At 62.9% G+C, this 11,758-nt stretch carries 15 protein-coding genes; 9 read left to right on the top strand and 6 right to left on the bottom strand.

Annotated elements, in window-relative coordinates; translation table 11 throughout:
* Genes LB516_RS27030 through LB516_RS27020 form a run of 3 tightly spaced genes read left to right on the top strand, consistent with a single transcriptional unit; the run spans position 1 to position 2,521 of the window.
* Positions 1–630 carry a DUF1285 domain-containing protein gene (locus tag LB516_RS27030; RefSeq protein WP_140823205.1) on the top strand — a complete coding sequence of 210 codons (630 nt, stop codon included), beginning with the start codon at positions 1–3 and terminating at the stop codon, positions 628–630.
* Positions 630–1,262, top strand: coding sequence for a CoA pyrophosphatase (locus LB516_RS27025; protein ID WP_224720685.1), 633 nt, complete (start codon positions 630–632; stop codon positions 1,260–1,262). Before LB516_RS27030 ends, LB516_RS27025 begins: the two co-directional genes overlap by 1 nt.
* Complete coding sequence (locus LB516_RS27020; RefSeq protein WP_140665109.1) at positions 1,259–2,521, top strand: CCA tRNA nucleotidyltransferase; 1,263 nt, start codon at positions 1,259–1,261, stop codon at positions 2,519–2,521. The genes LB516_RS27025 and LB516_RS27020 overlap by 4 nt, the downstream gene beginning before the upstream one ends.
* A gap of 6 nt (positions 2,522–2,527) precedes the next feature.
* Here LB516_RS27020 and LB516_RS27015 read toward each other — a convergent pair whose 3' ends face one another.
* From LB516_RS27015 to hemF, 3 genes are all read right to left on the bottom strand, one after another.
* Positions 2,528–2,713, bottom strand: a complete 186-nt coding sequence (locus tag LB516_RS27015; RefSeq protein ID WP_015316061.1) for a DUF1059 domain-containing protein — start codon at positions 2,711–2,713, stop codon at positions 2,528–2,530.
* Positions 2,714–2,900: 187 nt separating this feature from the next.
* The gene (locus LB516_RS27010; protein WP_015316062.1) at positions 2,901–3,161 is read right to left on the bottom strand and encodes a DUF1344 domain-containing protein; all 261 of its coding nucleotides are present in this window, start codon (positions 3,159–3,161) and stop codon (positions 2,901–2,903) included.
* Positions 3,162–3,458: 297 nt separating this feature from the next.
* A complete protein-coding gene (hemF, locus tag LB516_RS27005) occupies positions 3,459–4,373 on the bottom strand; it encodes an oxygen-dependent coproporphyrinogen oxidase (RefSeq protein WP_224683702.1) in 915 nt (304 codons plus the stop codon).
* A gap of 168 nt (positions 4,374–4,541) precedes the next feature.
* Here hemF and LB516_RS27000 point away from each other — a divergent pair, with 168 nt between their 5' ends.
* Entirely contained in the window at positions 4,542–4,799 is a 258-nt protein-coding gene (locus LB516_RS27000) for a hypothetical protein (protein ID WP_023770299.1), read from the top strand.
* Here the strand turns inward: LB516_RS27000 and soxR are convergent.
* Positions 4,796–5,242 (bottom strand): redox-sensitive transcriptional activator SoxR, encoded by a 447-nt coding sequence (gene soxR, locus LB516_RS26995; protein ID WP_140721677.1) that lies wholly within the window; start codon positions 5,240–5,242, stop codon positions 4,796–4,798. The two genes, LB516_RS27000 and soxR, sit on opposite strands and share 4 nt — an antisense overlap.
* A 130-nt stretch (positions 5,243–5,372) precedes the next feature.
* Positions 5,373–5,831, bottom strand: a complete 459-nt coding sequence (locus LB516_RS26990; RefSeq protein WP_015316066.1) for a tRNA (cytidine(34)-2'-O)-methyltransferase — start codon at positions 5,829–5,831, stop codon at positions 5,373–5,375.
* A 283-nt stretch (positions 5,832–6,114) separates the two neighbouring features.
* Here LB516_RS26990 and LB516_RS26985 point away from each other — a divergent pair, with 283 nt between their 5' ends.
* The 5 genes from LB516_RS26985 to LB516_RS26965 are packed head-to-tail and all read left to right on the top strand — an operon-like array spanning position 6,115 to position 11,255.
* Positions 6,115–6,636, top strand: coding sequence for a hypothetical protein (locus LB516_RS26985; protein WP_224592855.1), 522 nt, complete (start codon positions 6,115–6,117; stop codon positions 6,634–6,636).
* A gap of 29 nt (positions 6,637–6,665) precedes the next feature.
* Positions 6,666–8,552 (top strand): ABC transporter ATP-binding protein, encoded by a 1,887-nt coding sequence (locus LB516_RS26980; RefSeq protein WP_140617682.1) that lies wholly within the window; start codon positions 6,666–6,668, stop codon positions 8,550–8,552.
* A 10-nt stretch (positions 8,553–8,562) separates the two neighbouring features.
* On the top strand, positions 8,563–10,446 hold the full coding sequence (locus LB516_RS26975; protein ID WP_224720684.1) for an ABC transporter ATP-binding protein: 1,884 nt from the start codon (positions 8,563–8,565) through the stop codon (positions 10,444–10,446).
* Positions 10,447–10,450: 4 nt separating this feature from the next.
* Positions 10,451–10,942: a GNAT family N-acetyltransferase gene (locus tag LB516_RS26970; protein WP_224720683.1), complete on the top strand. Its 492-nt coding sequence runs from the start codon at positions 10,451–10,453 to the stop codon at positions 10,940–10,942.
* Position 10,943: 1 nt separating this feature from the next.
* On the top strand, positions 10,944–11,255 hold the full coding sequence (locus LB516_RS26965) for a DUF6665 family protein (protein WP_224720682.1): 312 nt from the start codon (positions 10,944–10,946) through the stop codon (positions 11,253–11,255).
* 16 nt (positions 11,256–11,271) lie between these two features.
* On the opposite strand, the gene LB516_RS26960 is transcribed toward LB516_RS26965, so the two are convergent.
* Positions 11,272–11,616: a cupin domain-containing protein gene (locus tag LB516_RS26960; RefSeq protein WP_140617686.1), complete on the bottom strand. Its 345-nt coding sequence runs from the start codon at positions 11,614–11,616 to the stop codon at positions 11,272–11,274.
* Positions 11,617–11,758 lie beyond the last annotated feature (142 nt).

Raw genomic sequence — 11,758 nt, 5'->3', positions numbered from 1 at the left:
ATGAGCGAACACCACGAACATCGCCAACAAAGCCTTACGCAGGCCACCGAGGCTCGGGGCCTCGAGGCGCTGATCTCGCGCGCGGCCCGCGCAGGCAAGGGCGCGGCGCCGGTCGAGCGCTGGAATCCCGACTTTTGCGGCGATCTCGACATGGAAATCAAGGCCGACGGCACCTGGTTCTACCTGGGCACGCCGATCGGCCGCATGCCGCTGGTGCAGCTTTTCTCCTCCGTGCTGCGCAAGGACGCCGACGGCAGGACCTATCTGGTGACGCCGGTGGAAAAAGTCGGCATCCGCGTCGCCGATGCGCCTTTCGTCGCCGTCGAGATGGATGTTTCGGGCGAAGGCGAGGATCAGGTCATCACCTTCCGCACCAATGTCGGCGACGTGATCGAGGCCGGACCGGAGCGGCCGCTGCGCTTCGTCGACGAGAACGGGACCGGCGGTTTGAAGCCGTATCTGCTGGTGCGCGGCAGGCTGGAGGCGCTTGTGGCGCGGCCGGTCATGTACGAACTGGTCGGGCATGGCGAGGAGATCGAAATCGACGGCAGGACGATGTTTTCGGTGCGCTCCAAGAACGCCGTGTTTCCGATCATGCCGGCCGATCAGTTGAAGCGGTTGAGCGAATGATGGACCAGGTATCGCCGGCGCCGTTTTCGTCGGCGGATTTTCGCGCGCGCTTTGCCGCGCAGCCGGAGGCGCATGCCGGCGGCGACTATGGCGATCACCGCTTCAATCCCGGCCATCCACGCCTCAACCCTGGCAAGCCGCTGCGCAACGCCGCGGTGCTGATCCCGGTGGTCGACCATGACGGCGAGGCGACGGTTCTGCTGACCAAACGGGCCGAAAAACTCCGCAATCATTCCGGGCAAGTGGCTTTCCCGGGCGGCACGATCGATGCGACCGACACAAGCCCGGAGGCGGCGGCACTGCGCGAGACCTTCGAGGAGATCGGCCTTGGCCAGGATCGCATCGAGATCATCGGCCGGATGCCCGATTACGTCGCCGGCAGCGGCTATCGCATCGCGCCGGTGCTTGGCATCGTGCGGCCACATTTCCAGCTGACCCTGAACGCGGATGAGGTCGACGCCGCCTTCGAAGTGCCGCTGCGCTTCCTGATGGACGCGGCCAACCACAAGCGCGACAGCCGCATCTGGAACGATCTCGAATGGTTCTTCTACGACATGCCCTATGGCGACCGGCGCATCTGGGGTGTCACCGCCGGGATCATCCGCACACTGTATGAAAGGCTCTATGCGTGAGTGTTTCGATCGCGGGCAGGGCGGACTGGCTCTTCGACAAGCATCTGCAGCGCCTGCTTGGCGCGCTCACCGAAGGCGGTGAAGAGGCGCGCATCGCCGGCGGCGCCGTACGCAACGTGCTGATGGGCCAGCCTGTCACCGACATCGACATAGCAACCTCTTGCCTGCCGCGGGAAACCATTCGCCGCGCCGAGGCGGAAGGCTTCAAAGCGGTGCCGACCGGTATCGAGCACGGCACCATCACGGTGGTCGCCGATGGCAAACCTTATGAAATCACCACCTTGCGCGCCGATGTCGAGACCGATGGCCGTCGCGCCAAGGTGTCGTTCGGGCGCGACTGGAAGCTCGACGCCGAGCGGCGCGACTTCACCATCAACGCGCTCTATGCGGAGGCCGACGGCAGCGTTGTCGACCTTGTCGGCGGCATCGCCGACATCGAGGCGCGCCGGCTGCGCTTCATCGGCGACCCGGAGGCACGCATCCGTGAGGATTATCTGCGCATCCTGCGCTTCTTCCGCTTCTTCGCCTGGTATGGCGAAGGCCGGCCCGACGCCGAGGGGCTGAAGGCCTGCGCCCGGTTGAAGGAAGGCCTCGCCCAACTCTCGGCGGAGCGCATCTGGTCCGAACTGAAAAAGCTCTTGTCCGCACCCGATCCCTCGCGGGCGCTGCTCTGGATGCGGCAGGCCGGTGTCTTGACCGCCGCGCTGTCGGAAAGCGAGAAATGGGGCATCGATGCGATCCACGGATTGACCAGGGCCGAGAAGGACCTGGGCTGGGCGGTGGATCCGATGCTGCGGCTGGAGGCGATGGTGCCGCCGGATACGGCGCGCATGAAGACGCTTGCGGAGCGGCTGAAATTCTCGACCGCCGAAGCGGATCGCCTGCGCCATTGGTCGATGGCAACCGCGGTCGAACCGAAGACGACCGAGGGCGAATTGGCGAAACGGCTCTATCGCGGCGACCGCCAAGGATTTGTCGACCGCCTGCGGCTTTCGCTTGCGGCGGCGCGGGTGCGGGCCGTCGAAGACAATGAAGCGCTGCTCGAAGCCGGCGGCTTTTCGCGCCTGCTTTCCTTTGCGCTCAAATGGAAAAGGCCCGAATTTCCGCTGCGAGGCGCCGATCTGACCGCGCTCGGCGCAACCCCGGGGCCGAAGCTCGGCGAGATCCTCAAGAACCTGGAAGCGGAATGGATCGATGCGAGTTTCACGCCCGATCGCGACGCACTGATCAAGCGCGCCGCGGAGGCACTTGAAGGCTGATGAGGATCATGCCGCGTCGCGGACCTTCTCAATTCGGGAGCGGATAGCCTCGATCATCGTCTCGCGGATGGTCGTTTCGCCATGTGTCTCACGCATATGCTCGACGGCACGGCGCATCACTTCGGCCTCCTCGCCGGCACGAGTATGCCACTCACAGCCGGGAACCAGCGACCCGCAGTGAAATTCCTTCATCGGATTTCTCCTTTTCCTCCGTGGAGCCTGCGAGGCTCCGGTACTTTTTTGGCTCATGATCCGACTTTTCCGATCATGGGCGGGGGTGAGAACCATAACACAGATGGTGTGATATTGGTTGCGGTCAACGGTGAAAGGGCGGAGCAGCGCTGCTCCGCCCTCTTACGCTAGCCCGGCGGGCAGGCCGTCACTTCACGATCTTGACTGCCTCGGCAACTTTGTCCTTGCCGCTCATGTCCCACGAAATTCTGACCTTCTCGCCGACCTTCAGGCCAGGATCCTTGAAGGTTTGGGGAAGCGTAAAAGACGATCCATTGTCGAGAACCAGGCTCTTGGCCGTCGCATCGAAGCTCTTGACCGTTCCGGTGGTGTGCTTGACGGCGGCGAACGCCACCGAACCGGAAGCAAGAAAGGCAGCCGCGGCAGCGGAAACAATGATCTTTCTCATGCTGATATACTCCTGGGAAAGCGGCCATCCTTTGACGAAGATGATCCGCATCGTCTTCGGGCCGTCCGGTCGCGTCGAGTCGCGGTTCGCCTGTTCCGACGCAATTCCGAAGGGAAAACCGCATTTTCCTGGAATTGCCCTCAGGCAAACCACCGGCGCTTCCCGACCCGAATGCGATAACTAACCCAGCTTTTTCAGATGGATATTAGACGAAAAAGATATTCATTGCGTCACATTCCGCGCCCAGATTCGAACAATGGGACATCAATGCGGCCTCACATCGCGCTCACAATTTTTTTATGGCCAGCGCACCTCCGGCGGCAGGCTGGACAGGATCGAGGCGACATTGCCGCCGGTCTTGAGCCCGAAGATGGTGCCGCGATCGTGAAGAAGGTTGAATTCGACATAGCGGCCGCGGCGAACGAGCTGTTCGTCGCGGTCGCCATCGGTCCAGTTCTCGTTGAAGTTGGCGCGCACGAGGTGGCCGTAGACCACGAGAAAAGAGCGCCCGACATCCTGGACGAAGTTGAAATTGGCATTCCAGCCGCCCTTCTCTTCTTCCGGATGCAGGTAGTCGAAGAAGATGCCGCCGGTGCCGCGCGGCTCGTTGCGGTGCGGCAGGAAGAAGTACTCGTCGCACCAAGCCTTGAATTTCGGATAGTCGGCGACGGCGGCATTCTTCTCGCAAGCGAATTGCATGGCACGCTGGAAGGCTATCGTGTCGGGATCATCCTGGGTGCGGCGGCGGTCGAGCACCGGCGTCAGGTCGGCGCCGCCGCCGAACCACTGGCGCGAGGTCACCACCATGCGGGTGTTCATATGCACGGCCGGAACGTTGGGGTTCCAGGGGTGCGCGATCAGTGAAATGCCCGATGCCCAGAAGCGCGGGTCTTCCTCGGCGCCTGGCATCTGCTTCCTGAACTCGGGCGAGAACTCGCCATGAACAGTCGAAGTGTGGACGCCGACCTTCTCGAAGACGCGGCCGTGCATCATCGACATGGTGCCGCCACCGCCCTTGCCGTGATCGCGCTCCCAGGGCGTCTTTTCGAAACGGCCCGGTGACCACGAAGCCAGCGGCCCGCCGAGATCCTGCTCGATCTGCTCGAAAGCGCCGCAGATGCGCTCGCGCAGCGCCTCGAACCAAAGCCGGGCCTTCATCTTCTTTTCTTCGATGTCGACAGGCAGCCCCGCCGGTATTTCAGGTCGTTCCAAGTGCCGTCTCCGGTTGCGGGGCGGTGAGTCGACAAAAGACTCGTCTTTTCCGGGCGCGATCCCTAATCTCTTAAGGGACAGGGTCAAGTCACTTTGGTTTCGCGCATGATCCTTTCCGAAACCCGATTCCGATTTCGGGGTCATGCGCCAGGTGCAAGGAGTTGTTTCGTGCGCACCCCGGCAAGACCGCCGCTGGATGGCCTGAAGAAAAGGCTCGATCAAAGCCGGGCCGAGCGCGCACGCATGCCGCGCGACGGTTTTTTGCGCGAGACCTTCGTGCTGCCGCGTTCGGACGCGCGCCTCAAGGCCAAGGAGTGGTTCGAGCGTTTCCCCAAGCAGGCCTACTGGACCGAGATCGAAAGCTGGTTCGAACGCCCGGGCGATCTGATCGAGTTCACGATAAGGCGGCTGCCAGCCGCGGATTAGCGCTCGGCCAGCAGGCGCCTCGCGCCCGTTCCCTCCCTTGCCAGCCGATCCCCCTTATTGCGAAGCGGGCATTTGTCGATCGACATGCAGCCGCAGCCTATGCAGTCGGTCAAGCCGTCGCGCAGCTTCCTTAGCTGGCTGATTTTCTGGTCGAGGCTATCGCGCCAAGCCGTTGAAAGCAGATTCCAATCCTCGCGCGTCGGCGTGCGGCCTTCAGGTAATGATTCAAGCGCGGCACCGATTTCCGCCAGCGAGATTCCGACCTCCTGGGCAATCCGGATGATGGCCACCCGGCGCAGCACGTCACGGCCGTAGCGCCGCTGGTTGCCTGCCGTACGATGGCTGCGGATCAGACCGCGGGCCTCGTAGAAATGCAGTGCCGACACAGCCACGCCGCTGCGCGCGGCCACCTGGCCGACCGTCAATTCCGTTACCGGCGCCATTTTCGCACTTTCCGCTTGACCTCAAGTTAAGTTGAGCTTGTAGCCAAGAAAGCCTGACTGTGCAAACCAAAGGAGAAGGCGGATGTGCGCCTGGGCAAAAATCACCGCTGACGGCGCTGCCGGCGATCCCCTATCGGAGTTGCCGGACGGCTTCGCCCGCCACCATGGCGACGGAAAGGGCGACGTTGATGCTGCGCGCACCGGGCTGCATCGGGATGGTCAGCCGCGCATCCGCCGCCTGATGGACTGGATCCGGCACGCCCGCGGATTCGCGACCGAACAGGAGGATGTCGCGGTCGGTGAAGCTGAAGTCGGTGTAGGGGGTCGTAGCCTTGGTCGACAGCAGCACCATGCGATCCGCGCGGGCCTTGCGCCACTCCTCGAAGGCGTCCCAGTCGACATGCCGGGTCAGGGCAGCCATTTCGAGGTAGTCCATGCCGGCGCGCTTGAGCGCTTTGTCGGAGAGCGGAAAGCCGGCCGGCTCAATGATGTCGACGCCGAGGCCGAGGCAAGCGGCGAAGCGCAGGATTGTCCCGGTATTGCCGGCAATGTCAGGCTGGTAGAGCGCGATGCGGAGACCAGGGTTCACTTCCGCGTCCTTCTAATAAGTGGCAGATCGGCCACAGCAGCTTCCTGGTTTTGGAAATTCCTGGACCTGCGGGTGGCCATTTTTTTCGAAGTCGGGTATATGACCGGCATTGTCAACCCGAACCGATGGAGGGGTAATTCATGATGGCCATGTACATCCAGCGCCCCACCTGTGGGCTTATTTGCGCCCTGGCGGTTTCGGTACGACGTTTCTCCTGATCTTTTAGACACTTCCGCACCGATTTCCGCCGAAACCATACCCTGGTCTTCGAAGGAAACCCGCGATGTTTTTCAAGCTGCCGAAGGGGCCGATGGCCCCGTCCCAACGCGTTCCGACTGATCCGCCGCCGATCCCGCGGCACGACGTCGATCATCCTTTTTATCTCTATTTCAACACGGAGGACGGACCGATGTTCGATCCCTACAGAATACCGGGCTCGAGGAGCCTGCAACACCCGAAGGTGGTGGCTTGGGCGCTGTTGATCGGCGACACCTATTCGTCGGCGGTTCATGCCGAAGTACGCCGGCGTCCACATCGCGGCATGCTGCCGGATGTCGATTTCTCGCGCGCGGTACCCGATCCGAGCCGTCCGTCGCTGGTGCGCCGGATCATCCGGCTGATCCGGCCAGGCGCGAAAAACCGGACTGGTGGCGCCATGTCGTCAGGATCGACAAAGGTGGCTGTCGGCGAAAAGCCGGCGAACCCCTATATAGCGCGAAGCAGGGCCGACGCTCCGGATGATTCCGGAGCGTCGGCCCTCGATGCCATGCGGTCCGAGGACTTCGTACGCCGCCAAGCCGCGTAAGCGGAAAACAGATCTCACAGGCGTGACCTATGTTGTTGTTTAGCTGGTTTGAAAGAAAGCTCGATCCGTTCCCGGCCGCGGAACCGGTCGAGCCGCCCAAGACGCTTGTTGCCTTCTGCCTGCATTATACGCGCGGGGCATGGCCCTATATTCTTGTCGATGCGGTGCTGGTCGCGGCCATCGCCATCGCGGAAGTGTGGATGTTCGGCTTCCTCGGCCGCATCGTCGACTGGCTGTCGGGGCAGAACCGCGAAACCTTCCTGCAGACGGAGGGCTGGAAACTCGCCGGCATGGCCTTCATCGTATTGTTTGCGCTGCCCGGCACGGTCTGGCTGCATTCCCTGCTCAACCAGCAGACGCTGATGGGCAATTACCCCATGCGCATCCGCTGGCAGGTGCACCGCTACCTGCTCAAGCAATCGATGAGCTTCTACCAGGACGAGTTCGCCGGCCGCATCGCCACCAAGCTGATGCAGACCGCGCTTGCCGTGCGCGAATGCGTCATCAAGGTGATCGACGTCCTGAACTACGTCGTCGTCTATTTCCTCGGCATGCTGTTGATCGTCGGTTCGGCCGACTGGCGGCTGGCCGCGCCGCTCGGCGTCTGGATGGTCGGCTACATCCTGCTGCTGCGCTTCTTCATCCCGCGCCTGGGCAAGGTCGGCGAGGAGCAGGCCAATGCGCGCTCGACCATGACCGGTCGCGTCGTCGACAGCTACACCAACATCCAGACGGTCAAGCTGTTTTCCCATTCACGCCGCGAGGCCGCCTTCGCCAGGGAAGGCATGATGGGCTTCCTCGACACGGTCTACCGGTCGATGCGGCTGGTGACACTGCTGTTCGGCTCGCTCTACATACTGAACGCGCTGCTGCTGTTCTCGGTCACCGCCATCTCGCTGTGGCTGTGGATGGGGCAAGTGGTGACGATCGGTGCGGTCGCGGTGGTCATCGGCCTGGTGCTCCGGATGTGGGGCATGTCGCAGTGGATCATGTGGGAAATGTCGAGCCTGTTCGAGAATATCGGCACGGTGCAGGACGGCATTGCCTCGATTTCGTTGCCGCGCCTTGTCGAGGACAGGCCGGATGCCAAGGAGATCATCGTTTCCAAAGGCGATATCCGCTTCGAGGATATCCGCTTCCACTACGGCAAGCAGAAGGGCGTCATCGAAAACCTGTCGCTGGCGGTGAAGCCGGGCGAGAAGGTCGGCATTGTCGGCCGCTCGGGCGCCGGCAAGTCGACGCTGGTCAATCTCCTCCTGCGCTTCTACGACCTGGAAAGCGGCCGGATCCTGATCGACGGCCAGGAGATCGCCGGCATGAAACAGGATTCGCTGCGCGCCCAGATCGGGATGGTCACGCAGGACACCTCGCTGCTGCATCGTTCGGTGCGGGAGAACATCCTCTACGGCCGGCCCGATGCCACCGACGAGATGCTGCTCGAGGCGGCGCGGCGGGCCGAGGCGATGGATTTCATATCAGGACTTTCGGACCATCATGGACGCAAGGGGTTCGACGCCTATGTAGGCGACCGCGGCGTCAAACTGTCCGGCGGTCAGCGGCAACGCATCGCCATTGCTCGCGTTATGTTGAAGGATGCGCCCATACTTATCCTTGACGAGGCGACGTCGGCGCTCGATTCCGAGGCGGAAGCCGCCATCCAGGAGAACCTCTACAAGCTCATGCAAGGCAAGACCGTCATCGCCATCGCGCACCGGCTGTCGACCATCGCGGCGATGGACAGGCTCGTCGTGATGGACCAGGGTCGCGTCATCGAGGAGGGCTCGCACGAGGAACTGGTCGCCAGAGGCGGGCTCTACGCGCAACTCTGGCAGCGCCAGTCGGGTGGGTTCCTGCTCGATGACGTCCCAGTCGAAGCCGCCAATGACGCAATAGCAAAGGGGCAAGCCGCAGAATGATGGCCGCCGCATGATGACAGCCGTCTACCGCTGGTTCGAGACCTGGGTCTACCCGTTCAGGGAGCCGGCGAATCTTCGGCCACCGGCCAGCGTTACGGGCTTCCTCTGGCACTATGTCGGGCAAGCGAAGTTCGCCTTCTTCGCGATGCTGGTCATCGGCGGCATCGCGCCGCTGGTCGAGGCCGGCCTGTTCTATTTCGTCGGACGGCTGGTCGATATTCTCGACCAATTGCCCGGCGAACGGAGCTGGCACGCGCTGTGGACCGCCGCCGGCCCCGAACTGGTGTTCATGGTCGCGGTGGTGCTGATCATCCGCACCGTGGTCGTCGCCTTGTCGGCGCTGGTCGACGAACAGACGATCACGCCCGGCTTCTACAATCTGGTGCGTTGGCAGGCGCACCGGCACGTCTCGCGCCAATCCTACGCCTTCTTCCAGAACGATTTTGCCGGCCGCATCGCGACGAAAGTCTGGCAAGCCGGGCAGGCGACGGGCGACCTGATGGAAAGCTTCATCGAGGTCGTCTGGTTCATGGTCGTCTATACGGTGACGACGCTGGCGCTGGTCGCCGGGCTTGACCTCAGGCTGGCGGCACTCGTGGTGGTCTGGATCACCGCCTTCGGCTTTCTGGCGAAGCGCTATTTGCCGGCAATCCGCAAGCACGCCGAAGCGACGGCGGAGGCGGGCTCCATGATCAATGGCCGCATTGTCGATTCCTACTCCAACGTGCAGACGCTGAAACTGTTCGCGGCCGACGGCGACGATCGCTACATCAGGAACGGCTTCGACATCTATCTCGACGCATTGCGGCCCTTCACCCGCCGCTTGACCGGCGTGCGCATGGCGCTGACGACGCTGTCGGGCATCATGATCACGGCGATCGGCTGCTTTGCCGTTTATCTCTGGGTCGAGGGCTCGATCACGGTCGGGGCGGTCGCCTTCACGCTCAGCCTGGTGCTGCGGCTCAACATGCTGCTCGGCCGGTTGATGATGCAGATGAACGGCATCTTGCGGAATCTCGGCGTGCTGGAGAACTCCAAGGCGCTGATCTCGCAGCCGCTCGGCCTGACCGATGCACCGGACGCCGGGGAACTGGTCGTGGCGGGCGGGCGCATCGACGTAAAAAATGTCGAGTTCCACTACGGCAAGGGGTTTGGGGTGCTGAACGGCATCAACCTTATCGTCAAGCCGGGTGAGAAGGTCGGGCTGGTCGGGCCTTCGGGCGCCGGCAAGACGACGCTGGCGAACCTTATCCTGCGCCTCTACGATCTCGAAAGCGGCCAGATCACCATCGATGGCCAGGACGTCTCTGGTGTAACGCAGGATTCGTTGCGCGCCAATATCGGCGTCGTCAGCCAGGATACGGCCCTGTTCCACCGTTCGCTGCGTGACAACATCAAGCTCGGCATGCCCGACGCAACCGATGCGCAGGTCGTCGCGGCGGCGAAAAAAGCCGAGGCCCATGAATTCATCCTGACTTTGCGCGACAACAGGGACCGCCAGGGCTACGAAGCCTTTGTCGGCGAGCGCGGCGTGAAACTGTCGGGCGGTCAGCGTCAGCGCGTGGCGATCGCCCGCGTCTTCCTCAAGGACGCGCCGGTCCTGATCCTCGACGAGGCGACGTCGGCGCTCGATTCCGACATCGAGGCGGCGATCCAGGAGAATCTGACGCGGCTGATGGAGAACAAGACCGTGATCGCGATTGCCCACCGGCTGTCGACGATCGCGGCACTTGACCGCCTGGTGGTGCTCGACGGCGGCCGCATCGTCGAGCAAGGCACGCATGACGAGCTGGTGGCGCTCGACGGGCTTTATGCCCGGCTGTGGAAGCGCCAGTCCGGCGGGTTCCTCTATCACGAGGAAAGCGTGCTGGAAGAGACGCGGCCGGCGGAGTAGGCGCGTGGGTGGATCGGCAGAGCTCAGTCCGGAGATCGGCCCAGAGATCGGCTACACGCTCAAGCGTTTGCGGCCAACCGTGGCGGCCTTCGACATGCTGAAGGAAGAGAGCCGGCTGGAAGGCTACTGGATGCTGGTGCGTCTGGGCGATGGCTGGGCAAGCGGCCGCAACAAGTTCCTGAAGCGGGGCGAGGCGCTGTTCGGAGCCTGGCATGGGGCCGAACTCGCCGGTGTCTGCGGGCTGAACATCGATCCCTATTTCGAGGGCAGGGACCACGGCCGGGTCCGCCACCTGTTCGTCAGCGCGCGTCACCGTCGCGCCGGCCTTGGCCGAACGTTGGTCGAGATCGTGATCGACCGAGCCCGCCAGTATTTCACCGTGTTGAACACCCGCGCGCCGCCAGAAGCCTTCGCTTTCTATGAACGGCTTGGTTTTCAGCGCGTGGAGGGCGAAGAATTCGTCACCCTTCGCATGGTGTTCAGGAAAGGGAACTGAAATGTCCTTGCGTCCGCCATCCCATCTTGCCGGCACGTCGGCCGCCGACGCGGCCTTCGACGCGCTTGGCCATGAAATCCTGGCAGAGAAGGCGGCGGCGCTCGGGCGGGCCGGCCAGCGCGTGGAAGAAACCTTGGCGCGGTTGCGCGATAACGGGGACGATGAGTTGCGCCCCCGTCTGCTCAAGGAGGCTGCCGTGGCCGTTCACGCCTATTTCATCCAGCGCGAACTGTGCGGCGTTCGCAAGCATGACGCCGTGATCCGCGAATACAATATCCCCAGGGCGGTTCTAGTGAGGCTGGGCGCCGCGTAAAATCAGTTTTTAGGAATCACTCCAGCCATTCGGTGATGAAGCTGCCGTTTTCGTGAATGTCGGTCGTTTCCAGCGGACCGGGACCGAGATTGGTGAATTTGTGCGGCGTGTTGGGCGGCACGATCAGGATCTGCCCCGCCGAAGCCTCGATTTCCTGGTCACCGACCGTGAAGAGGCCGGTTCCCTGGCGGATGATGAAGATCTCCGCATAGGGATGGGCGTGCAGCCGCGGGCCGCCGCCGACGTCGGGCAGGTGATTGAAGATCAGGCAGGAGTTTGAGCCGTAGGCACCGCACTGCAGTTCGCCCTTCCAGTGGTCGGAACGAACAGCCCATTGCTCGCGATCGATGACGTGCGCCATGCGAAGGAGGATAGATCACACCGGCGCCGTGTGTCGAGGCAAGCCGGAGCCTTGGATTTTGCTGATATTCCCGGTTGTTTAGCCGCCCTTTGCAGCCATGCGCCGTCCCGCCGGACACGAGGGGATTTTGTCCCCGCGACAA

The sequence above is a fragment of the Mesorhizobium sp. CO1-1-7 genome, assembly GCF_020164885.1.
In the GTDB taxonomy this organism is placed as follows: domain Bacteria; phylum Pseudomonadota; class Alphaproteobacteria; order Rhizobiales; family Rhizobiaceae; genus Mesorhizobium; species Mesorhizobium australicum.
Note: the sequence above shows the minus strand (reverse complement) of the source record. Positions and strands in the feature narration are given on the sequence as shown.